This window comes from Alistipes sp. An54, assembly GCF_002159375.1.
In the GTDB taxonomy this organism is placed as follows: domain Bacteria; phylum Bacteroidota; class Bacteroidia; order Bacteroidales; family Rikenellaceae; genus Alistipes; species Alistipes megaguti.
On sequence record NZ_NFIA01000005.1, the window covers coordinates 125,427 to 147,518 of the forward strand.

18 protein-coding genes and 1 pseudogene are annotated in these 22,092 nt (G+C 62.8%); 8 read left to right on the top strand and 11 right to left on the bottom strand.

The genetic code is table 11. The features are described from left to right. The 8 genes from B5G09_RS06515 (at nucleotide 1) to B5G09_RS06550 (ending at nucleotide 12,008) form a co-directional block, all read left to right on the top strand. Nucleotides 1-1,605, top strand: coding sequence for a trehalase family glycosidase (locus tag B5G09_RS06515; RefSeq protein WP_087404540.1), 1,605 nt, complete (start codon nucleotides 1-3; stop codon nucleotides 1,603-1,605). A gap of 16 nt (nucleotides 1,606-1,621) precedes the next feature. Further along, nucleotides 1,622-2,626, top strand: a complete 1,005-nt coding sequence (locus B5G09_RS06520) for a metallophosphoesterase family protein (protein WP_087404541.1) — start codon at nucleotides 1,622-1,624, stop codon at nucleotides 2,624-2,626. A gap of 16 nt (nucleotides 2,627-2,642) precedes the next feature. After that, nucleotides 2,643-3,467 (top strand): ROK family protein, encoded by an 825-nt coding sequence (locus B5G09_RS06525; RefSeq protein WP_087404542.1) that lies wholly within the window; start codon nucleotides 2,643-2,645, stop codon nucleotides 3,465-3,467. Beyond that, the gene (locus B5G09_RS06530; RefSeq protein ID WP_241147591.1) at nucleotides 3,460-5,205 is read left to right on the top strand and encodes a beta-N-acetylhexosaminidase; all 1,746 of its coding nucleotides are present in this window, start codon (nucleotides 3,460-3,462) and stop codon (nucleotides 5,203-5,205) included. Before B5G09_RS06525 ends, B5G09_RS06530 begins: the two co-directional genes overlap by 8 nt. Nucleotides 5,206-5,454: 249 nt before the next feature. After that, nucleotides 5,455-8,655: a TonB-dependent receptor gene (locus B5G09_RS06535; RefSeq protein WP_087404543.1), complete on the top strand. Its 3,201-nt coding sequence runs from the start codon at nucleotides 5,455-5,457 to the stop codon at nucleotides 8,653-8,655. Nucleotides 8,656-8,669: 14 nt separating this feature from the next. Continuing rightward, nucleotides 8,670-10,295: a RagB/SusD family nutrient uptake outer membrane protein gene (locus tag B5G09_RS06540; protein ID WP_087404544.1), complete on the top strand. Its 1,626-nt coding sequence runs from the start codon at nucleotides 8,670-8,672 to the stop codon at nucleotides 10,293-10,295. Nucleotides 10,296-10,318: 23 nt separating this feature from the next. After that, entirely contained in the window at nucleotides 10,319-11,134 is an 816-nt protein-coding gene (locus B5G09_RS06545; RefSeq protein WP_087404545.1) for an endonuclease/exonuclease/phosphatase family protein, read from the top strand. A 22-nt stretch (nucleotides 11,135-11,156) separates the two neighbouring features. Further along, the gene (locus tag B5G09_RS06550; protein WP_087404546.1) at nucleotides 11,157-12,008 is read left to right on the top strand and encodes a hypothetical protein; all 852 of its coding nucleotides are present in this window, start codon (nucleotides 11,157-11,159) and stop codon (nucleotides 12,006-12,008) included. Nucleotides 12,009-12,161: 153 nt separating this feature from the next. Here B5G09_RS06550 and B5G09_RS06555 read toward each other — a convergent pair whose 3' ends face one another. The 11 genes and pseudogenes from B5G09_RS06555 to B5G09_RS06605 form a co-directional block, all read right to left on the bottom strand. After that, nucleotides 12,162-12,707: an HAD hydrolase family protein gene (locus tag B5G09_RS06555; RefSeq protein ID WP_087404547.1), complete on the bottom strand. Its 546-nt coding sequence runs from the start codon at nucleotides 12,705-12,707 to the stop codon at nucleotides 12,162-12,164. Beyond that, on the bottom strand, nucleotides 12,683-13,462 hold the full coding sequence (locus tag B5G09_RS06560) for a Rossmann-like and DUF2520 domain-containing protein (protein WP_087404548.1): 780 nt from the start codon (nucleotides 13,460-13,462) through the stop codon (nucleotides 12,683-12,685). The genes B5G09_RS06555 and B5G09_RS06560 overlap by 25 nt, the downstream gene beginning before the upstream one ends. Before the next feature lie 16 nt (nucleotides 13,463-13,478). After that, nucleotides 13,479-14,783: a YhjD/YihY/BrkB family envelope integrity protein gene (locus tag B5G09_RS06565; RefSeq protein WP_087404549.1), complete on the bottom strand. Its 1,305-nt coding sequence runs from the start codon at nucleotides 14,781-14,783 to the stop codon at nucleotides 13,479-13,481. A gap of 40 nt (nucleotides 14,784-14,823) precedes the next feature. Beyond that, complete coding sequence (locus B5G09_RS06570; RefSeq protein ID WP_087404550.1) at nucleotides 14,824-15,969, bottom strand: methyltransferase domain-containing protein; 1,146 nt, start codon at nucleotides 15,967-15,969, stop codon at nucleotides 14,824-14,826. Nucleotides 15,970-15,987: 18 nt separating this feature from the next. Continuing rightward, a complete protein-coding gene (locus B5G09_RS06575; RefSeq protein ID WP_087404551.1) occupies nucleotides 15,988-17,466 on the bottom strand; it encodes a ComEC/Rec2 family competence protein in 1,479 nt (492 codons plus the stop codon). A gap of 33 nt (nucleotides 17,467-17,499) precedes the next feature. Continuing rightward, entirely contained in the window at nucleotides 17,500-17,907 is a 408-nt protein-coding gene (locus B5G09_RS06580) for a structural protein P5 (protein WP_087404602.1), read from the bottom strand. A gap of 93 nt (nucleotides 17,908-18,000) precedes the next feature. Then, nucleotides 18,001-18,339: pseudogene (locus B5G09_RS14480) on the bottom strand (phage holin family protein); the annotation flags it as partial. Continuing rightward, nucleotides 18,314-18,787: a hypothetical protein gene (locus B5G09_RS06590; RefSeq protein WP_087311535.1), complete on the bottom strand. Its 474-nt coding sequence runs from the start codon at nucleotides 18,785-18,787 to the stop codon at nucleotides 18,314-18,316. The pseudogene B5G09_RS14480 and the gene B5G09_RS06590, both read right to left, overlap by 26 nt. Nucleotides 18,788-18,866: 79 nt before the next feature. Then, nucleotides 18,867-20,093, bottom strand: coding sequence for a phage portal protein (locus B5G09_RS06595; RefSeq protein WP_087404552.1), 1,227 nt, complete (start codon nucleotides 20,091-20,093; stop codon nucleotides 18,867-18,869). Nucleotides 20,094-20,165: 72 nt separating this feature from the next. Further along, on the bottom strand, nucleotides 20,166-21,143 hold the full coding sequence (locus B5G09_RS06600; protein ID WP_087404553.1) for a hypothetical protein: 978 nt from the start codon (nucleotides 21,141-21,143) through the stop codon (nucleotides 20,166-20,168). A gap of 79 nt (nucleotides 21,144-21,222) precedes the next feature. Then, nucleotides 21,223-22,092: a Clp protease ClpP gene (locus tag B5G09_RS06605; RefSeq protein ID WP_087404554.1), complete on the bottom strand. Its 870-nt coding sequence runs from the start codon at nucleotides 22,090-22,092 to the stop codon at nucleotides 21,223-21,225.

Here is a 22,092-nt window from a genome sequence, read left to right on the forward strand (position 1 = left end):
ATGAAACGAAGGACAATTGCGGCGGCGCTGGCCTGTCTGGCCCTGCCGGCCGCAGCCCAGGGGCTGAAATCGGGCCCCTACGAGCTTCCCTACAAGAATACCTATGTCAAGGAGGTCTTCGTCGCCGAGAACGAGTTCCGCACGGCCGAGCCCGTGACGCGTATGCCGGGATCATTCGACGAGGCCCGGCAGGTACTCCCCGAACCCTACTGGGAGGGGCACGATGCGGAGATCGAGATGTACTGGCACGCCTGGCGCATCGCCGTGGGGAACATCCGCCAGCCGCAGGAGGGCTCGGGGTTCGTGGCCCCGTACCTTGACATCGCCTACAACGGCAACATCTTCATGTGGGACATGTCGTTCATGATGATGTTCGCGCGCTACGGCTACCGGTTCTTCCCGTTCCAGTCGTCGCTCGACAACTTCTACGCCAAACAGCACCCCGACGGCTTCATCTGCCGCGAGATCCGGGCTGACGGGTCGGACTGCTTCGAGCGTTACGACCCCACGTCGACGGGCCCCAACCTGCTGCCCTGGGTCGAACTGGTCTACTACCGGCAGTTCGGGGACCTCGACCGCCTGCACCGGGTCTTTCCGGTGCTGTGCGCCTATGCGAAGTGGTGGCGGCTGAACCGCACGTGGCCCGACGGCTCCTACTGGTCGAGCGGCTGGGGCACGGGTATGGACAACATGCCGCGCGTGAAGGAGGAGTACAACCCGATCTACTCGCACGGCCACATGTCGTGGCTCGACACGAACCTGCAGCAATACCTGGTCAACGCCTCGCTGCTGCAGATCGGTTTCTACATCGAGCGGTGGCAGGAGATCGAGGAACTGGAGGACGAGATGAAGTTCCTGAAGGGCTACCTCAACGAACGGATGTGGGATGACAGGCGGGGCTTCCTCTGCGACCGATATGCCGACGGGACTCTGTGCTCGACGCTCGGGATCGGAGCCTACTGGGCGCTGCAGACCGACGTGCTCGACAGCGTGCGCCTCGCGCGCCTGGTTTCGCACCTGCGCGATACGGCGGAGTTCAACCGCCCGCACCGGGTTCCGTCGCTGGCTGCCGACCATCCGAAATACAACCCCAACGGGCGCTACTGGCAGGGCGGCGTGTGGCCCGGGACGAACTACATGCTTATTGACGGGCTCCGGCAGCAGGGCTATGGAGAGCTGGCGCACGAGATTGCCGAAAACCACTACCGGGCGGTCTTCGAGGTGTGGAAGAAGACCGGGACCTTCTGGGAGTACTATGCCCCGGAGCGGATCGAACCGGGCTTCATGGCACGCAAGGATTTCGTCGGATGGACGGGGCTTCCGCCCATCGCGGTCTTCATCGAATACATCCTGGGCATCCGCTCGGACTATTCGGAACGTTCCATCGAATGGGACCTCACGAAGACCGAGGCGCACGGTATCTCGCGCTATCCCTTTGGGCCCGAGGGGGTTGTCAGCCTGCGCGTTGGGCGCCGGAAGAGCGTCACGGAGCGCCCCGTGATCCGGGTCGAGTGCGAGGAGCCCTTCGACCTGACGGTCCGCTGGGGCGGGAGCGAGTGCCGCACGGTCCACGTGGCCCAAAGCGGAGAAGTCAAACTGAATTGAAAAAACAGGACCAATCATGAAGAGAGTGATCGCATGGAGCTTTCTGCTGCTCCTGAGTCTGAATACGTCGGCGGCGCGGCCGCAAGGGCTTCGTTTCGCGGCCGACGGCACGTTCCGCATCGTACAGTTCACCGACACGCATCTCGACCCGCAGACTCCGGAACGGCAGGCCGAAGCGGAGAAGACCTTCGCGCGCATCGACCGGATCATCCGCACGGAGCATCCCGACCTGCTGGTCTTCACGGGCGACGTGGTAACGGGCAGCCCGGCTGCGGGGATGTGGCAGCGGCTGCTCGATACGCTCGAACGGCGGGGCGTCCCCTACTGCGTGGTGCTGGGCAACCACGATGCCGAGCAGGATCTGTCGCGCCGGGAGATTGCACGGCTGGTGACCTCCGCCCCGGGGAGTCTCAATACGCTCGACACGGCGGGCGAGTTGGCCGATGTCGAGCTGACGGTCGGCGGTTCGGCCTCGGAACGGGTGGCGGCGGCGCTCTACTGCCTCGATTCGCACGACTATTCGACCGTCGAGGGGGTAGAGGGTTACGGCTGGTTCGACCGCGGGCAGATCGACTGGCTGCGGGGCTGCTGTGACCGCCGCACGCGGGAGAACGGCGGCGAGCCGCTTCCGGCGCTGGCCTTCTTCCACATTGCGCTGCCCGAATATGTTGCGGCGTGGCGCAATCCCGACAATCCCCGCATCGGACGGGCTGCCGAGGAGGAGTGTCCCGGCGCATTGAATTCCGGCATGTTTGCCGCCCTGGTCGAGAGCCGGAGTGTCATGGGTACCTTCGTGGGTCACGACCACGACATCGACTATCTGGTGGTCGAAAAGGGAATCTGTCTCGGTTACGGCCGTTATTCGGGCGACAACACCACCTACAACAACCTGCGGCCCGGAGTCCGCATGATCGAGCTGCACGAGGGAGACCATGGATTCGTGAGCTGGATCCGCGAGGATGACGGCCGGGTGGTCGACCGCGTTCGGGTGGTGGAAGGCAAAATCGTGAAAACCAGATAAAAACAATTGTTCGAAAATGAGAATAGGAGTTGATTTGGGCGGTACGAACGTTCGTGTCGGATTGGTCGACGAAGGCCGCATCGTGCGGCTGATCTCGGAGCCCTGCAAGTCGGACCGCCCGGAGGGGGAGGTCGTGGCACATATCGTTTCGCTCATCGAACAAGTGATCGTCCCCCGTGTGACGCACATCGGCATCGGGGTCCCCTCGGTCGTGGATGCGGCCCGGGGGATCGTCTACAACGTCACGGGAATTCCCTCGTGGCAGGAGGTGCACCTCAAGGAGATGCTCGAAGCGCATTTCGGGATTCCGGTACACGTGAACAACGACTGCAACTGCTTTGCCATGGGGGTTTGCCGCTACGGCGAGGCCCAGGGGTTCCGCGACGTGGTGTGCGTGGCCCTCGGTACGGGAGTCGGGGCCGGAGTGGTGATCGGCGGCAAACTCTACTGCGGCTGCAACACGGGGGCGGGTGAGATCGGCAGCATCCCCTATCTGGACCGCGACTACGAATACTACTGCAGCAGCCGTTTCTTCGTGGGGCGCGGTACGACCGGCAAGGAGGCTTTCGAACGGGCCGTGGCGGGCGATCCGGATGCGCTGAAACTCTGGGAGGAATTCGGCCGGCACGTCGGGCGTCTGGTCATGCTGATCCTCTACGCCTACGACCCCGAGGCGATCGTCTTCGGCGGGAGCATTTCGCACGCCTTCGACTTCTTCAGCGAAGCGATGCACGCCGAGCTGGCGAAATTTCCCTATGCCAGGACCGTCGAACGGGTGCGGATCCGCTGTTCGAAAATCGAAAACATCGGGCTTCTGGGAGCTTCGGCCTGTCATGAATAGCGAGGTGTTCAGATCGCCGGGAATGGCGTGGGGACGGAGTGCCGGCGGGCGGGATTTCAGTGCGCGGGGTACTCTGCTGGGCGGAGTGCTCCTTATGGCTGCGGCCTTCCTGGCTTCGGGCTGCGGCCGCGTGATCCGCGCGGAACGCCCCGTGCAGGTGACGCCGCGCCCCGTGGAGGTGGTCGAAGGCGAGGGTGTTTTCCGGCTTACGGCCCGGGTGCCCTACTGGATGCCCGGGGAGGAGACCGGTGAAGAGACCGGTGAAGGGACGGTTGCGGGGATGAAAGCCGTAGGCGAGGCGTTCGTCGAACTCCTGACGCCTTGCTTCGGGCAGCCGCCGGTCCGGGCCGAACGCCTCCCGGAACGGGGCGGTATCCGGTTCGAGATCTGCGATACGCTGGACGCCGGGGCCTATTGCCTTGAGGTGACGCGCGAGGGGATCGGAATCCGCTCGGGTGATGCCGCCGGGGCGTTCTATGCCGTGCAGACGCTGCGTCAGCTGCTGCCGCCCGGGGCGTTCAGCCCCGGCGGGCCGGTACGGGCCGTCGAGATCCCCGAGGTGCGTATTGTCGACCGACCCTGCATGGCCTATCGGGGGCTTATGCTCGATGTGGCCCGCCACTTCTTCACGGTCGACGAGGTGAAGCGCACGATCGACCTGATGGCCCTCCACAAGATGAACGTCTTCCACTGGCATCTGACCGACGACCAGGGCTGGCGTATCGAGATCCGCCGCTATCCCGAACTGACACGGGTCGGGTCGGTGCGACGCCGGACGCTGATCGGCAAGGATCCCGGCGGCGAATACGACGAGTCGTGCCGCTACGACGAGACCCCCTATGGCGGCTATTATACACAGGAGCAGATCCGCGAGGTGGTGGACTATGCCGCCCGGCGCTTCATTACGGTGATCCCCGAGATCGAATTCCCGGGGCATGCCGTGGCGGCCCTGGCCTCGTATCCCTGGCTGAGCTGTACGGGCGAGCGTTACGAGGTGCGCCAGACGTGGGACATCGACGACCGGGTCTTCTGCCCGGGGCGCGAGTCGACCTTCGAATTCATCGAGGGGGTCCTCTCCGAGGTGCTGGAACTCTTCCCGTCGGAATATATCCACATCGGCGGGGACGAGTGCCCGACGAAGATGTGGGCCCGCTGTGGACACTGTCAGGCCCGGATGCGGACGGAGGGTATTGACGACCTGCGGGGGCTCCAGGGCTATGCCACGGCCCGGGTCGAACGCTTCCTGCAGGCGCACGGCCGGCAACTGATCGGCTGGGACGAGATTCTCGAAAGTGGGGTGACCCCGACCGCCGTCGTGATGTCCTGGCGTGGTACCGAAGGGGGTGTCCGTGCCGCCCGGCAGGGTAACCGGGTGGTCATGTCGCCCTCGACCTATTGTTACTTCGACTATTACCAGACGGAGGATACCGCCTCCGAACCCTTGGCCTGGGGCGGCTGCCTCCCGCTCGAAAAGGTCTATGCGTTCGATCCGTATGAAGGGCTCGACGAACGGGAGCGGGCCTGCGTCCTGGGGGTTCAGGCCAATCTCTGGACCGAATACATCCCTGATTTCGGGCAGGCACAGTACATGCTGCTGCCGCGGTTGAGCGCCCTGGCCGAGGTCGGGTGGAGCCTCGACCGCAAGGATCCGGCCGATTACCGGAGGCGTCTCGCCCGGCTGGCCCGCTGCTACGATGCCGCCGGTTTCCACTATGCACGGCACGGTTTCGGGGAGTGATTCCCGCCGTTCCGATCCGGCCGGTGTGCAGATCTGCGTAATGTGAGGACTATATTACGCGAAATGCGTCCATTTCCTTTGTAAGAGTTTATAAATTTGAATATCGGAAAGTGTAAACTGATCCCGACAGGGTATATTATGCGCTTTTGTTTGGGATATTATTAAAAAAATAATTAAAAACATTAAAAATTTTTTTTGAAAAACGATCTCTTCCCAAGACTTCTCTAATTAACTATTAACCTTAACACTATGGAAATGAATTCGACACTTTCGGAGAAGAAGTGGAGATTCCTCCGCGTTCTTCTGATGAGCCTGCTGTTGGGCATGCTCATGCTTCCTGTTGAGGCCCAGAACCAGGTGACGGTTTCGGGACGCTTGACCGATACGGGCCAGAACCCGTTGATTGGCGCCTCGATCATCGAACAGGGGACGACCAACGGCGTCACGACCGATGCCGACGGCCGTTATACGATTTCGGTGAAGGCCGACGCCGTGCTGGAATTCTCGTTCATCGGCTATAAGACGCAGGCCATCCAGGTGATGAACCGCACGCAGATTGATGTGGTCATGGTGGATGACGCCATGATGATCGGCGAGGTCGTGGCCATCGGCTACGGCTCGCAGCGCAAGGAGGACCTCTCGATGGCCGTGACCACCGTCAAGGTCGACGATGCCGCCCGCAGCCGCGCCTCCGACCTCGGTACCCTCCTCCAGGGCCGCATGCCGGGTGTCACGATCATGCAGTCCGGCGACCCGATGCAGAAGGCTTCGTTCTCCATCCGCGGCCGCGGCTCGAAGGGCAACGACCAGGGCACCGATCGCGGTAACGACGGTCCCACCTCGGGTGACGGCGTGCTGGTGGTTGTCGACGGCGTGCCCAACGCCCCCTACATGGTTGAGGACATCGAGACCATCACCGTCCTGAAGGATGCCGCCTCGGCCGCCATCTACGGTGCATCGGTCGGATCGAGCGGCGTCGTGCTCATTACGACCCGCCAGGCCGAGGCCGGCAAGACGCGCGTCAATGTCAACGTCTCGCTCGGTTTCGAACGCTCGATGAACCTTCCCACGATGCTCAATGCCCAGCAGTTCTGCGACGTATGGGCCAAGGCCGTGTCGAATTCGGCCAACGGCTCGCTGCCGAACCTGGCCAACCCCGAAGTCTATGCCGGTGCCAACGTGACGCGCACCGACTGGCTCGACGAGATCTTCCGGACCGGCCTCACCCAGCACTACGGGGTCTCGATCAGCGGCGGCACCGAGAAACTGCAGTCGATCCTCTCAGTCACCTACGACGACAAGGAGGGTACGCTGCTCAATACCTGGAGCCAGACCCTCGGCGCCAAACTCCATACGACGTTCAAGCCCGTCAAGTGGCTGAAGCTCTCCGAGCGCGTCTCGTTCGAGTACTCCAACGGCCAGGGCAACGTCAATACGTCGCACACCGGCCCGATCCTCGGTGCCATGTGGTTCCCTGCCTCGGCCTCGGTCTATGACCGCGATGCTGACGGCAACATCATCTACGACAGCTACGGCAAACCCAAGTACGGCGGCATCGCCTCGTCGGCCGACATGGCCGCCGGCGTCACCGGCCCGAACATCGTCAACCCGGTAGCCCAGCTTGAGACCATGCGCCGCCGCTATCCCCGCACGAAGGTCTTCTCGACCACCTCGCTGGAGATCAAGCCCATCACCGAGCTGACCATCAAGTCGGAGTTCACGGCCGACCTCGATACGCGCGAGGAGGACGAATTCTCGCCCGCCATCGACGTGCCGGGCGGCTCGACCACCGGTACGCGCGACCAGTACTACTTCAACAACTTCCACACGCTGTGGGAGACCACCGCCACCTATGCCCAGGTCTTCGGACGCCACCACATCAGCGCCATGGCCGGCTTCACGACCGACTACCAGAAGAACCACTACCGCGAATACCGCACCAAGGGGTATATCGACGCCACGGACAACAACATGGTCTGGGACTCGGCCGACGAATGGGCCAGCAACCCCTCGGAGACGCTGCGTGACTACGCGATGGTTTCGGTTCTGGGCCGTATCGGCTATTCGTTCGACGACCGCTACTTCCTGGTCGGCAGCATCCGCCGCGACGCCTCGTCGAAACTCCCCTCCGCGAAGAACTACGACTGGTTCCCCTCGGTGTCGGGCTCGTGGAAAATCTCCTCGGAGAAGTTCTTCCGGAACTCCTCGCTCACGAAGGTCTTCGACCTGGTCAAGCTGCGCGCCGGTTGGGGTAAGGTCGGCAACGTGACCCTCTACTCGCTGCCCAACCCCACGCAGATCCCGCTGCTGACCTACACGGACGGCTCACTCATCGGCGGAAATACCGTCTACGGTACCTATCTGGAGACGATCGCCAACACCAACGCCACGTGGGAGACCACCGTACAGACCAGCGCCGGTCTCGACCTGACGATGTTCCAGAACAAACTCGAGTTCAGCGCCGACTATTATTATAAGGAGACGCGCGACCTGATCGACTACATCCCGACACCTTCGCAGATCGGTGTGGAGAACCCGCCCCTGGGCAACATGGGCAAGGTGATCAACCGCGGTTGGGAGTTCTCGGCCTCGTACAGGAACAGCGCTGCCGACGGCAAGTTCAACTACAACGTCTGGGGCACCTTCTCGGTCAACAAGGGCTGGGTCGATGACTACGGAGCCCAGAAGATCGTGCAGCACAACAACCCGAACATCAACAGTACGCCGATCCTCTACTCGGCCGCCGGCTACCCGTGGTACTCCTACTACATCTACCGCACCGACGGCATCTTCCGCTCGCAGGAGGAGATCGACCGCTATGTGAGCAAGAACGCCGAGACGGGTGAGGTGACCCAGGTGCAGCCCAACGCCAAGGTCGGTGACCTGAAGTTCGTCGATACGAACGGCGACGGCGTGATTACGGACGACGACAAGGTGCTGACGGGCTGCTACACCCCCAAACAGACCTATTCGTTCGGCGGTTCGTTCGACTGGAAGGGATTCGACTTCAGCATCATGTTCCAGGGCGTGGCCGGCAACTACATCTACAACGGTACGAAGCAGATGGCCATGAACGGCCGTCAGGACATGGGCAACCTGATCTCCGATGTCTTCAACACGTGGGATTTCAACCCCTCGGGCAGCAAGTACCCGCGTCTGGGCATCGTCGAGGATGACAACGGCAACTACGTGAAGTTCTCGGACGTCTTCCTTGAGAAGGGCGACTACCTGCGACTGAAGAACATTACGCTGGGTTATACGCTCCCGAAACACATCTCCCGCCACATCGGCCTCGAAAAGGGATCGCTACGTATCTACATGAGCATCGACAATGTGGCTACGATCACCGGTTATTCGGGTATTGACCCCGAAGTCGGGAACTACGGTGTCGACGCCGGTGTCTATCCCGTATCGCGTTTCTTTAACTTTGGTGTAAACGTCAACTTCTAAACTACAAATCGACCATGAAAAAGATATTGTTAAGTATTTGTCTGGCCGTCAGCGCATTCGCTCTTTCGGGCTGCGCCGACTTCCTCGAGCGTGAGCCTTATGGCCGCGACACGTCGTGGAAAACCGACGAAGATGTCATGAAGGCCGTCTATGCGCTCTACTATTTCGTGTCGCCGCACTGGAGCGAGGAGATCTGCGGCCGCGGGCACATGTGGTTCGAGTGTGCGAGCGACAACGTGCTGATCGGTCGTGACCGCCCGGCCGTGGACGAGATCCGCGAATTCCGCATGTCGCCCTCCAATGACCAGGATGTCAAGAATGTCTGGGGTGTCATGTACCAGAACGTCGCCAAGGCCAACAACATCATCAAGCTGGTTCCCGACTTGAACATCACCGAGTCGGTGAAGAAACTGGCACTCGGTACGGCCTACTTCTTCCGCGGCTTCTCGATGCTGTGGATGGTCCCCTACTACGGTGACGACACGAACGGCGGTATCCCCATCATCCTCGACACGACGCCGATGGACGAGATGGACTCCCCGCGTCCGGACCATGTGCTGAAGAACTATGACCAGATCATCGCTGACTTCCGCCGTGCCGCCGAGGAACTTCCTTACTTCTCCGAGCTTTCGACCTCGCAGTACGGCCTGCCGCACAAGGCGGCCGCCTGGGCCTTTGCCGCCCGTGCCGCCCTCTATGCCGCACAGTATGACGCCTCGTACTACAACACGGTCATCGAGATGTGCGACCAGGTCATGGGAATGACCGGTGCCGACAAGCGCTCGCTCTACATCGACCCGGAAGACAAATCGAAATCCTTCGCCAACCTCTGGCGCAAGGAGCAGAACCACTGTTCGGAGTATATTTTCTCGCTGGAGGGCGATGCCACCAACGGCGCCCGCTACCACGGTGTGACGTTCGTGAATACCGGCTGGGGCCTCTACAACACGTGGGGATACTACACACCGAGCCTGGAGCTTTGGAATGCCTTCGAGGAGGGTGACCAGCGTCGCGAGGTCACGATCCTCTACCCGGGCAACCACGTGAAGTTCATGGGCCGCGACATCACCTTCGGCGGCTATTGTACGGACGGTTCGATCTCCTCCTACACCACCAGCCACGTGTCGGCCGGACTCATCAACCAGAAGTTTATCTCGCCCTGGGAGACGGGCAACTACACGGAGGTGTCAAACCAGCGCGACAAACTCTGGAATACGCTCAACGTCTGCCTGATGCGTTATGCCGACGTGCTGCTGATGAAGGCCGAGGCGCTGATCTGGACCCAGGGTGAGGGCAACGGTGAGGCCAAGGCACTGCTTGGCGACATCCGCGAGCGTGCCGGACTGCCCCGTGAGAATGCGGCCACGAAGGCCGAGCTGCAGAACCAGCGCCGTTGCGAGCTGGCCTTCGAGTTCCAGCCCAGCCGCCATATCGACGTGATCCGCTGGGGCCTGGCCCAGGAGTACTATGCGAAACCGCTGCACAGCGTGGTTTCGAAGATGGTCGACGGCCAGATCAAGACCGAAGAGGTGGAGGTCTATCCGGGCCGTACCTTCAATCCGACCTACAACAAGGTGTTCCCCATTCCGGAAACAGCTTTCAACGGAACGGTGAACCTCAAGCAGAACAAGGGCTATTAACCGATTGATAAATAGAGACAGTCATGAAAATCAACAAGATATTGGGGGCGATGCTCCTCCTGGGGGCGATGCTCCCGCTGGCAGGGGCCCAGGCCCAGACCTTGCGGCTGAAATGTATGTCGTGGAACGTCAAGGCACTGGAGCTGAAAGACAATACCAATGTGACGCGCGAGATCACGCGCTTTGTGGATGCCATCCGGCAGGAGAATCCCGACATCGTATGTTTCAACGAGTTCGAGACCGCCAGCGGTCTGATGAGCTCGAAGGAGAAGCTGACCGAATTTGCCCGGGAGCTCGGCATGTTCCCCTTCTTCATCTGGTCCTATGACAAGGACAACGGCTACTACGGGAACGGCATCCTGTCGAAGTACCCGATCGTCAACTCGAAATCGGTCCTGCTCGGCATGTACACGGGTGAAGACCAGCGTTCGGTGGGTTGGGCCGACATCCTGGTGCCGACGGATGCCAACCCCGACGGGGTGAAGGTCCGGGTCATCTGTACCCACCTCGACGCCTTCGGCGGCGACGAAACCTGTTTCGAGCAGGCCAAGGAGGTGATTGCCGATGCAGTGGTCCCCGCTACGCAGGCCGGCATCCCGTCGGTGCTCATGGGTGACATGAACTGCGGCCCGTCGACGGAAGCCATCAAGGAGTATCAGAAATACGGTACGAAGCTCTGCAACAACGACACCACCTTCAGCGGGGGCAGCAAACTCGACTATTTCCTCTCCTTCCCGGCCGGCGAATGGAGCTGCACGGATTTCAAGGTGCTCAAAACCGGCGATTATCCCAACCTCTCGGACCACTTCCCCATTATCGGTACGGCCGTATTGAAATAACTAACCGAAACAGACTGAAACGATGAAAAACGTTAAGAAATACCTCTCGACCATGTTGGCCCTGGCCTTGGCTCTGCCGATGTTCACGGGCTGCAACAACGGGTTGGACGAGTACCCCTCGGATGCGCAGATTCCGGCTCCGTCGGACAAGTTCACCACCGACATCCAGTTCGTATCGCGCCTGAGCGACGCGGCGCTCTGCACCAGCGAGGAGGAGTGCCGGGCCGTGCACGACTACATCGTCACGACGCTCAACGGAAAGAACGGCTCCTGGCTGACGATCCTCGACCGGGCCGACAATGGCAAACTGTCGGAGATGCTCGGCACGGCGTTCGATTCCTACCGCTGGACGACCTTCGCCTTCAACCGGATCGTCGACAAGACCTCCTATCAGGGCAGCATGCTCTATGTGAACCAGTGCCTGACCGAGTCGAAGGGGGTTCCCTGCGGCGCAGGGTGCTACGTGACGGGGCTGACCACCGGGATGACCGGTGTGCGCACCGACAGGAACGATCTGGGTGAGGTGACCGGTACGACGGCCGTTTCGTTCGACGTGAACGTCGTGACGGCCCGTTTCGACACGGCGGACCAGATTGCGGCCTTCGGCGGCAGCGAAGGGGTGCTCCGTTCGTTCTACAACGACAACATGCCCTTCCTGATGATCGGAACGGTGAAGAACGACCTGTTCGGGTCGCTGCAGGGAATAGGCCAGAGCGTGGGGACAAGCTACGGCTTCAATGTCTTCGAGGTGGCAAAGGGGACGCAATATACGATCTTCCTGCTGACCGAGGAGCGTTTCTGGGGGCTGAACGATGTCCAGAAGGAGACCCTGGCCGACGGCATCGAGAGCTATGCCATCAAGGTGATGTGGTAGCTCCCCGGCCGGAACGGCAAGAGGCGGAACCGCAAAGGTTCCGCCTCTTTTTTGTCTGGCATCATGACCAACTTGTTCGGGACTTTTTTCGTATTGCGTGCTGCCGCCGGGCGGTTGCCTCCCCCCCCCCTCCCTGGCGGGGAGGCCGCGGGGTCAGCGCGAGGCGACGAGCGACGACGGTGTGACGCCCATCGAGTCGCGCGCCCAGTCGCCGTGGGCCCGGAGCACCTGTTCGATGATGTCGCGCACGGCACCTTCGCCCCCTTTGAACTCCGAGACATAGCGCGAAGCCTCGATCACCTCGGCGGCGGCATCCGACGGGCAGACCGGAATCCCTACTTCGCGCATACACTCCAGGTCGGGGATGTCGTCGCCCATGTAGATCACGTCGGAGGGCGCCACTCCTTCGTTCCGGAGGTATTCGTGCAGCGCCGCGATCTTGTCCATGCAGTCGACGTAGTAGTGGCGGATCCCGAGCATCCGGAGCCGGTGCTCGAGCGTCTTGCCGCGTCCTCCGGTGATGATGCAGACACGGTAGCCCAGTTTGATGGCGTAGGCCAGCGCATAGCCGTCCTTGGCGTTGTAGCGGCGGATGAAGTCACCGTCGACGGTCGGGATGATCCCGCCGTCGGTCATCACGCCGTCGACATCGAAGATGAAGGTCCGGCAGCGTGCTATTGATTCCTTGAAGTTTTCCATATGTTTTCGCTGATTTGGGTATAGATCTCCTGAAGGGTCGGGTTGCCGTCGAGCAGGGCGAGGTGCCGCTCCTGCGTGGCGGTGTCGTTGCGCACGGCGGGGCCGGTCTGCACGTCGCGCGGCGAGCGGGCGTCGCAGGCCTTGGCGGCGGTTTCGGCGATCAGCGGCTTGAGTACCGCAAAGTCGAGCCCGGCGCTGCGGACCACCGCCTCGCCCAGGGCGTACATGTGGTTGGCGAAGTTGCAGGCGAAGACCGCGGCAAGGTGGACCTTGCCCCGCTGTGCGGAGTCGGCCCAGAGCACCGTCCGGGAGAGCGTGCGGGCAAAGGCTTCGAGTTCGGCCCGGAATCCGGGGTCCGAAGTTTCGAGGAAGACCGGGATTTCCGAAAAATCGACCCGGCGGCCCTTGGTGAAGGTCTGCATCGGGTAGAAGACCGCACGGCGCGCAAATCGCTCCGGAAGAGCCTCCAGCGGGACGCTGCCGGCCGTATGGGCCACGACCGCCCCCTCGGGGATGGGCAGCTGCGAGGCCACCTCGCCCACGGCGCGGTCGCTCACGGCGATCAGATAGATATCGGCGTCGCGGCGGAGCGCTTCGGGGTCGGAGCTCCAGCTGCATCCGGCCAGGGCGGCGACGGTACGGCCCCGTTCCGGATTGCGGGCGAAGAGCTGGAGGAGTTCCAGACCGCTTCCGGCGATGGCCAGGGCCAGGGCCTCTGCCAGGTTTCCGCTTCCGATAATGACGACTCGTTTCATCTCTTTTATTCCTGATTTACAGCAGGTCTGTCAATCGCACGTTGTTCGGCGAGTGGAGGACCTCCTCCTTGAGTGTCTCCACTTCGCGGTTCATGCGGGCCAGTTCGGGGGTTTGTTCCAGGTCGAGGGTGGTCTGTCCGGTGCGTTCGACGGCTTCGAGGATGCCGTAGACGGTGATCGACGAGAGGTCGTGGGCCGGGGCGAAGGCCACTTCGCGTTCGCCGTCGCCGCTGCGCACGGCGATCAGTTGTCCGGCCTGCACGAGCTGGAAGAGAATGTCGTTGACGATTCGGGTCGGGAGCTCGAGGCGTTTGCGGATCTCGTCGGTCGGGAGCGTTCCGCCGTGGTCGCGGAAGTTGCGTGCTACGAGAATCATCACCGCGAGGAGCACCTTGCGGCGCTGGTCGTAGCTGATGCGCAGCGATTCGCGCTCCTCGGCGAAGCGGCTGATGTTCTGGTAGGCGAACGAAAGCTCGCCGCCGAAGAGAAGGATCTCCCAGGAGGTCTGCATCCAGATGAGGAAGAGCGGCAGGGCGGCGAAACTGCCGTAGACGGCGTTGTAGGAGGTCATCCAGCGCTGGACGTAGACGTAGCCCCACTGGAAGAGCAGGAAGATGGTCCCGGCGACGATTCCGGCCATCAGGGCGCTCTGGAACCGCACCCGGGCGTTGGGGATGATCAGGTAGAGCAGGGTGAACATCGTCCAGATGACGACCATCGAGGCCAGGCGGGAGAGGGTCGTGAAGTACCACTTGTCGTAGAGGCCCAGGACTTGCTCGATGTAGTTGCCGACAGCATTGGCGAGGATCCAGAGCACGGGGACGATCATCACCACGGCGATGTAGTCGGTCCACTGACGGGCGATGCTTCGTTCGACCTTGACCTCCCAGATGTTGTTAAAGGCGTTTTCGATCGACCCAAAGACGCGGATCACGGCCCAGAAGAGCATCACCAGACCCACGGCGGCCACGACGCCGCCCTGGGTTCGGGCCAGGGCGTTTTCGGCGAATCCGACGATGTAGTCGACGGTTTCGGGGTGTTGAGGAAAGAGCTCGTAGAGGTTTTCGACGAGTCCGTCGGCGAGGCCGAAACCCTTGACCACGGCGAAGACCAGGGCCAGGAGCGGCACGAGCGACATGAGCGTGTAGAAGGTGAGCGCTGCGGAGCGGACCAGCGTTCCGTGCTCGACCAGCCCGCGGGCCGTGTAGAAGAGTAGCCGGTATTGCTGTACGAGCCACCGCACGACGGGATTGCGCCATTCGTTGATGTCCTCCCGGAAGATCGTATCGGTAAAGTAGGTGAAGAGTTTTCGGAGTATCATGGGCTCGGTCCGCCATCGCGGTGCTATTCGACAAAGATAGCTATTTTAGGCGGATCGCCCAAAAATCGTTCCCGATTTTCGTGAAGGCCATCCGCAGGTCGGCGCCGGGACGGGTGCCGAGGCGCCGCATGAGCTCCTCAGCCGGGAGCGGGAAGTCGCGTTTGAGGAGTTCGAGGCCGCGGCCTTTCAGTTCTCGCTTCAGCCGCTTCGGGTCGTAGGGCTCGATCCGCTCGACGGGCAGTATGCGCCCGATGATGCCGTGCGGCTCCTCTTCGGCGAATCCGAATCCGAGGTCGCTCCAGCAGTCGGCCTTCCCGGCCAGATGGAGGCGCGTGAGGCGGGCTTTCTGGAGGGCGACGTCCGGGACCACCAACCAGTGGTAACGCGTCGGATCGAATGCCGGAGCTTCGGGCGCGGCGGCTCCGGGCCGGGCCGAGAAGCTCCCTGTACCGAGCGCCGTGGCCGTAACGAGCGGTCCCGAGCCGTCGGCATAGACCACGACCTCCTTGCACTCGTCGCCCGACGAGACGACCTCCACGCGGCTTCCGAGAAAGAGCCGCAGGGCCTCGTCCACATCGAACAGCGGGGAGTTTTTCAGGCAGAGCCGCGGCGCGATCCGGTCGATCGCCGGTTTCAGGGCCACGATGTCGGGCGAGCAGGCTTCGAGCCGCACCTGCTTGCGTCCTTCGGCCGAACGGCGGTCGGGATCGGCATAAACCCAGTCGAAATGCAACCCTTCGCGGCCGAGAAACTCTTCGGCCGAACTGTTTACGACCTCGATATTCGCAACTCCCATTCTCGAAAGGTTGTCGGCGGTGATGCGGGCCAGCAGCGGGTCGCGTTCGAGGGCCACGACGCGGCGGAAATGCCGGGCGAGATAGAGCGCATCGACCCCCAGCCCGCAGGTGAGGTCCAGCACCGTGTCGCCCGCGATGCGTTTGTGGGCGGCCGCGGCTTCGCTCGATGCCTGTTCGAAGGCCCGCGGAGGCAGGATGCACTGCGCGGCGGCATACGTCGGGAGTTTGCGTTCGGCGCGTGCGAGGTACTTGACCTGCGTGGCGACAAGCCGGGCATGGGGAACCGTCCGGTCGAGCGCCACCTCCAGCGGGTCGCGGCCCCGGGCGGCGGCAATCGCTTGCCGGAGCTCGTCGCTACGGAGCAGGTCGTATTCCTCGGCGGTGATCATGGGTCGAAAGCGTTTGTTTTACGGACGCAAAGGTAGGCTTTTTTTCGGTTCCCGGCACCCTGCGGCGAGCGTTGCAAGGAGGAAAACCGCATAGAGGAGTATGGTGGGAGCCTTTTCGAGCGTATAGTCGGTTGTGCCTCCGGGCAGTGCGGCGGTCGCCCGGGCCAGGAAGTTGACCGCTTCGGCGGCCTTGCCCGTCACCAGCCCGAAGAGCGGCGCAAGCCATCCGACGGGCAGGAGCATCCAGAGCGCACCGCCGAATACCACGACCCCGGCCAGCAGGATGGCCACCGGATTGACGACCAGCCCGGCCAGGGGAACTATGCCGAAGGTGTGCGAGACGAGCGGAGCCGTAGCCAGTGTGGCCGTCAACCCGATCACGTAGGCGTCGCTCACGGCATTCAGCCATCGGTGGCGGGTCCGGCACCTGCGGCAGAGGGGCACACCCCAGAGGAGAATCCCTGCGACGGCGAGGAACGAGAGCAGGAAACTCAGGTCGCCGATCCAGTTGGGATTCCAGAGCAGCATCCCGAAGGCCGCCAGGGCCAGGGCATTCATTCCGACATACTCCGACGCGGAGGCGAGTGCGGCCTGGAGGAAGGTGCACATCACGGCGGCCCGTATGGCGCTGGGCGGGAATCCGGCCGCGGCGACAAAGAGCCAGATGGCCGCCGCTGCGAGAAGGTTCTTCCAGAGGTGCCCGCGCCGCAGCAGGGGCAGCCACCAGAGCAGGGCGTTCACCACGACGAAGACAATCCCCGTATGGAGCCCCGATACGGCCAGCAGGTGCGAAAAACCGCTTCGGGAGTAGACAGTGCGGAGTTCGGCGGGGATTCCGCGCCGTTCGCCCGCAGACATCGCCTCGACGACGGCCCGGGCTTCGGGAGCCATCGGCAGACGGTCGAGACGTTCGACAGCCCGGCGGTGCAGGGAGGCACCCCGGGGCTCCTCCCGGTCGAGGATCGCCCGTTCTCCGATCCACAGCGTTCCGGCATAGCCCCTCCGTTCCATCAGCTGCCGGTAGCTCTCGGCTCCGCCCTGGAACGGCCTCACACGACCCCGGCAGCGGATCCGCTCTCCGTCCCGAAGCCGGATCAACGAATCGGCATAGAGCCGGATCCGGGTCTCCGAAGCGTGCCAATGGCCATTCGCCGGGTCGCGCCAGGCCGTGACTGCGGCATCGGCGACCGAATAGCGCTCCCGTTCGACGGGAAATCCCTCCACGACGACTTCGTAGAGGGTGTATACCTCCCGGGGGACCGAAATTTCGGGAGTCCGGAGTTGTGCCGCGGCGAATCCCGACGTGAGGAGCATCGCCACGGCGGCCGCTCCCGAACGGAAGAGGAGCGCCACGATGCCCGTACAGACGAAAGCCCCTGCGAGAAACCACAGGGGCAGTTCGTACACTCCGGCCAAGGCAATCCCCGCGGCGAAGGGTGCGAGGAGCTTGACCATAGGCATCCGATTGAGCCGATCCAGCAGGCAGGCGACTTTCATACCTGCAAGATAATCAAAACAGACGAAAAAAAGTCATTCGGGTGACAGAAAAAGCTCCCATCCGTCGGCCACCTGCCGTATATCGGCCGGAGCCCCGTTCTCCACGCGCGAGATGGCCGCCGCCAGCGGGATCATCGTTCCGGCGTCGCGCGTGTCGAGCGGCTCATCGGGGTCGATGCCCGTATCGGCGGCCACGGCGCGGATGTAGACCTCGGTATGGTTCTCCGAGGGCGGGGCCCAGCGGGAGATCATCCCCCGGATGGTGTCGAGCCCGTAGCGGATGCGGTAGGTGTCCAGCAGGACGAAGATGGCCCGATAGCCCCAGGCCAGCGTTTCGAACTGCTTGAAGTCGGGGTCGCACGAGGGGCGCACCTCGCCCCGGTAGCGGATCTTCGAACGGCGGATATTGCCGGGATTGCGGTTATCGAGTCCTCGTGCCATCCTCTTTTTCGTCGATTTGCAGTCTTTCTCCATCCGGCGTCTGGCATAGCGGCGCAGCCGGCGGAAGAGCGGTGCTTCGGAGAGCTGGGCGGCATTCTCGAGGAACGACCACAACTCTACGCCGCAGGTGAATCCCGTGAAGAGCTTGGCCAGATTGAGCTGCATGGAGTCCAGCACGCAGCGATCTATCAGCCAGGCCATGACGATGGCCGTCAGGACGAGAGCCGTCTTGAGGACCGTGCGCCAGGCCTTGCAGCTTTCAAAATACCATTTCCGACCTTCGCGCCGGGCGACGGCCCGGTCGGCGAAGACCCCCGAGAGGAAGTCCACGCCGATGAAGAGCATCGTCGTGATGACCAGCGGCTGGATCGGGGCGAACAGCGCGGCAATTCCCGCCGCGATGCCGCTAACGAATCTGTACAAAGCCTCCATCGGTCGTGCAGCGTTTCAGGATGTTCCGCTCGGGGCGGTATTCGGGGAACTCTTCGCGGTGGCGGTCGAGGTACCTGACGGCCCGGTGCAGCAGCGAACGGGCTTCGGCACGCAGCGCCCGGCACTGGCGGCGCCGGGCCTCTTCGTCGGCGGGCTGGCCCCAGGAGCTTTTCGGGGCCGAGGTGCCGCACTGCCCGGTGCGGATGTCGAGCCGCGGTTGGAGCATCAGCCGCGTGAAGAGGGCCAGCGGCCGTGCGAGGTAGCTGTCGCGCAGGTCGGCATAGTCGCCGGCGAGGAGCCGCTCGTGGAGTGCCGGGCCGATTACGGGGAGAAGATACCGCTCTTCGGCGGCGGCGATGTCGGCCTCGGAGAAGGTGTCGGGCGGCAGGTATTCGCCGCTTCCGAAGGCCTGTTGCAGGAGTTGGGTGGTGGTGATGAGGGTATTCATGGCGTGAAGGGGTGTTTGCGGTGCGGGGGAGCGGGTGACGGCCGCCGGTTGAAACCGGCAGCCACCGCCCGGCAATCCGTCAGCCGATGCTGGTGACGTTGTATTTGGTGATTTCGGAGAGGTAGTACTGCTGTCGGGGATCCTCCGGGTCGTAGTCCAGACCGTCGGCCTTGCGGGCCTCCCAGACCTTCATGTAGATGGGCTTCGAGCGGGTCGGCGGGCGGTTGACGATCTGCAGCGACGAGGTGTCTGCCCCCAGAATCGTGCCGATGACGCTGCGGATCGGCTCGGTGAGTTCGGCCTGCTCGGCCAGAATCACCGTGTTGAGGGCCACTTCGTACTCGTGGAGGATGCGTTCGGCGTTGAATCCTGAGGCGTAGTCCAGTCCGCTCAGGGTGCGGAACCAGGAGTGGGCCACGACGATGTCGCCGACGGCCTGTTCGTGCAGTGCCTGCCAGTCGCCCTCGTTCTGTGAGGTGATGGGGATGAATCGCGAGTTGTCGTCGTCGCCTCCGTCGCGGATGACAAACATCACCTGTCCGGGATTCCCGGCGAACTTGCGCTCGGCCATGCGGACGATGCGTTCGGCCTCGGCCTCGTTGTCGACCGTCGAGTCGAGCATCATGACGCCCGACAACTGGAACGAGTTGTCGAGCCGCGAGATGTTCCATCGGTCGGTCTTGTAGGCGATGGCCGAGACGCCGAATCCGGCGATGTAGGGCGGCACGCCGTAGTGTTCGAACGTGGGTTCGTAGTCCTTGTAGTGGATCATGGCGCGCAGGGTTCCGTCCTGCTGGGGTTCGAACGTCGGGTAGAGGGGCAGGGAACGTGCCTCGGCGGGTTTGAAGGCGGCCCAGTTGTGGTGGAGGAGGATGTGCTGCGAGTCGCGGGCGACGCGGCAGCGCGAGGCGTCCTGGTGGTAGAGCGAGAGGAACGAGTGGTCGGCATCGGTGACCACCTCGAGGAAGGCGTTTCCGAACAACGCCTTGTCGAAGGCCTGTTTGTTGAGGATCTGCCGCAGGGTTTCGCCCGAGCCGTTGACGCGGCCGATGAACTCCGCCAGGGCGGGCTGGCGGGCTTCGTCGCAGATGACGCCCTTGCCGGAGATGTAGTCGGCCTTGTCGTTGATGATTCGGCGGTGGGTGGTCGATCGGCGGGCCATCAGGGCCCGGGCCTGTGGGAAGAGGTTGTCGTCGCCCCAACGCCAGAAGTGGTCGTTTTCGACGCGTGTCGACCCCAGCACGGCGTAGGGATCCGTCCGGTTGGCGACGCCCACGGCGGTTTTGAAGTGTTTCGGTTTGCTCATGACGTATTTGCGGATTTCGGAGGGGCTCCCCGTCCCGGCGGGTCCGGCGGCGGGGAGGCTCCGTGTGGGTTGTTACTGTTTGTAGGCGTAGCCGATCAGCTTCTCGTCGAGGAGCAGACAGCCGGCCATGAAGACCGCGCGCTGACGGTTCTCCATCTCGTCGGGGTTGTACCACATGCGCACCTCGTTTCCGGGCATGTCGGCCGTATTGACGGCCATGACCAGGTTGCGGCGGTCGGTGAGCAGGGCGAACGACTGGTGGAGCGACGTTTCGGCCAGATAGCTGTCCATTCTCACGTCGATGACCGGGATGCCGTGGTAGGCCAGTTGCGGACGGCCGTTCACGGAGTCGATGTAGGCGGCATCGACGCCCTTCTCGTCGAGATACTTCTCGTAGAGGTAGCAGAGGTCCGAGGAGACGAAGTAGGCCAGCTGACCGTCGGCCTTGAGGTCGCGGATGCGGGGGTCGGCGCTGTTCCAGAGCCGGTCGAAGATTTCGGTGACGTAGCTGTTCTGGGCGAGATTCTCCTCCGAGTAGGTGAAGTCCTCGATCGATCCGGAGGTGGCGCCGTCCTGGACGAGTTTGAGGAATCCGTCGAAGGTGTTGTAGCCATCGTCGGCCGAGGAGTCCCCGGCCCACATCGTGGCGCGGATGTTTTCGGCCAGGGCCTGGCGGAAGAGTTCGGTTTCGGCCTGCTCGAGGATCGTTCCGGAGAGGTCCTCCATGTTGACGTCGACGATCGACGAGATCTTCTCGTAGACCATCGAGAAGTAGTCGGCGGCCGAGAATCCGAGTTCGGCCTTCACGCGCTTCATGTCGATGGCCTTTTCGGTTCGGGTCGGTGCGGTGCTGCCGCTCCAGCCGGCCGAGGTGAACTTCTGGAGGATGTTCCGCTGGCCGTTCCAGAGCTGGACGTGGGCGTTGTGCGGCATGTTGTAGAGGACGCGTACGCCCAACTCCTTGGCCGACTGCCCGGTCAGAATCGGGCGGAAGAAGATGTTCTCGAGATCGGTACCGGTGTACTGCTTCGAATTTTCAAGATAGGTCATGGTGTTTGTTTTTGAGGGTTTATGATTCGGTTGCGGGCGCAGGGCCCGTTTTTTGCAATTTCGCGGGGCGGTGCCGGGGTCAGTTCCGGAAACATCGGGCATCCTCGGCATAGGCGCGTTCGTTGGCCGAGCGGATTGTGTCGCCGAACGAGGGGTCTTCGACCGGCAGTACGCGGGTCGGACCGATCCGGCGGCGGGTCTCCTCGGCGGCGATCGACGAACGGCGGTGCAGCTCCTGGAGTTCGGCCTGCGAGTGGAGGATGTTTCGGTCGGCGACGCGTTTCGGTGCGGATCGGACGCCCAGTTCGGAGAGCAGCCGCTGCCAGCCCCGCGAGAGGTTCTGCGCCAGGGAGGAGCCCGTCCGGGCGGGTTCGATCACCCGGTCGGCCAGCCCTGCGGCGATCGCCTCCTCGGGCGAGAGCCAGCGTCCGTTTCCGTTGTTTTCGCCCATCAGCGCGAGGAACTCCTCGGCCGGGCGTTCTGATCGCGAGGCGTAGACGGCGGCGATGCGGGCGTCGGTCTGCTGGAGCAGCTCGACCTCGGAGGCGATTTCGGCGGCGTTGCCCTCGGTCGAGCAGATTGCGTTGTGGATCAGGTAGAGGGCATTCTCCGAGATTTCGCGGCACCCCTCCGAGGCGGCCTGGGCGATGATCGTGGCGGCCGAGGCGGTGTATCCGTAGCAGCGGGTGACGATGCGTGCGGAGAGCTGGCGCAGGGCGTCGAGGATCAGTAGGGCATCGTTGACGTCGCCGCCCGTCGAGCGGATGTTGACGATGACCTGCGGGGCGTCGATTTCGGTGATGCGCCGCAGGGCGTCGCGGAATCGTTCATAGGTGGCGACCCGTGCATCGGGATCTTCGAACTGCCACTCTTCGGGGATGCCGATCGTGCCCTCGATGTCGATCTGGCACACGTCGTCGGCGTTGTTGATTTGGATTTCCGATTTCAT

Bases quoted from the DNA above. Each gene is read 5' to 3' on its own strand.
- B5G09_RS06605 (WP_087404554.1), bottom strand. From the start codon at position 22,092: ATGAAATCGGAAATCCAAATCAACAACGCCGACGACGTGTGCCAGATC.
- B5G09_RS06575 (WP_087404551.1), bottom strand. From the start codon at position 17,466: ATGAAAGTCGCCTGCCTGCTGGATCGGCTCAATCGGATGCCTATGGTC.
- B5G09_RS06570 (WP_087404550.1), bottom strand. From the start codon at position 15,969: ATGATCACCGCCGAGGAATACGACCTGCTCCGTAGCGACGAGCTCCGG.
- B5G09_RS06565 (WP_087404549.1), bottom strand. From the start codon at position 14,783: ATGATACTCCGAAAACTCTTCACCTACTTTACCGATACGATCTTCCGG.
- B5G09_RS06580 (WP_087404602.1), bottom strand. From the start codon at position 17,907: ATGGCACGAGGACTCGATAACCGCAATCCCGGCAATATCCGCCGTTCG.
- B5G09_RS06540 (WP_087404544.1), top strand. From the start codon at position 8,670: ATGAAAAAGATATTGTTAAGTATTTGTCTGGCCGTCAGCGCATTCGCT.
- B5G09_RS06545 (WP_087404545.1), top strand. From the start codon at position 10,319: ATGAAAATCAACAAGATATTGGGGGCGATGCTCCTCCTGGGGGCGATG.
- B5G09_RS06550 (WP_087404546.1), top strand. From the start codon at position 11,157: ATGAAAAACGTTAAGAAATACCTCTCGACCATGTTGGCCCTGGCCTTG.
- B5G09_RS06560 (WP_087404548.1), bottom strand. From the start codon at position 13,462: ATGAAACGAGTCGTCATTATCGGAAGCGGAAACCTGGCAGAGGCCCTG.
- B5G09_RS06515 (WP_087404540.1), top strand. From the start codon at position 1: ATGAAACGAAGGACAATTGCGGCGGCGCTGGCCTGTCTGGCCCTGCCG.
- B5G09_RS06555 (WP_087404547.1), bottom strand. From the start codon at position 12,707: ATGGAAAACTTCAAGGAATCAATAGCACGCTGCCGGACCTTCATCTTC.
- B5G09_RS06590 (WP_087311535.1), bottom strand. From the start codon at position 18,787: ATGAATACCCTCATCACCACCACCCAACTCCTGCAACAGGCCTTCGGA.
- B5G09_RS06530 (WP_241147591.1), top strand. From the start codon at position 3,460: ATGAATAGCGAGGTGTTCAGATCGCCGGGAATGGCGTGGGGACGGAGT.
- B5G09_RS06595 (WP_087404552.1), bottom strand. From the start codon at position 20,093: ATGAGCAAACCGAAACACTTCAAAACCGCCGTGGGCGTCGCCAACCGG.
- B5G09_RS06535 (WP_087404543.1), top strand. From the start codon at position 5,455: ATGGAAATGAATTCGACACTTTCGGAGAAGAAGTGGAGATTCCTCCGC.
- B5G09_RS06520 (WP_087404541.1), top strand. From the start codon at position 1,622: ATGAAGAGAGTGATCGCATGGAGCTTTCTGCTGCTCCTGAGTCTGAAT.
- B5G09_RS06600 (WP_087404553.1), bottom strand. From the start codon at position 21,143: ATGACCTATCTTGAAAATTCGAAGCAGTACACCGGTACCGATCTCGAG.
- B5G09_RS06525 (WP_087404542.1), top strand. From the start codon at position 2,643: ATGAGAATAGGAGTTGATTTGGGCGGTACGAACGTTCGTGTCGGATTG.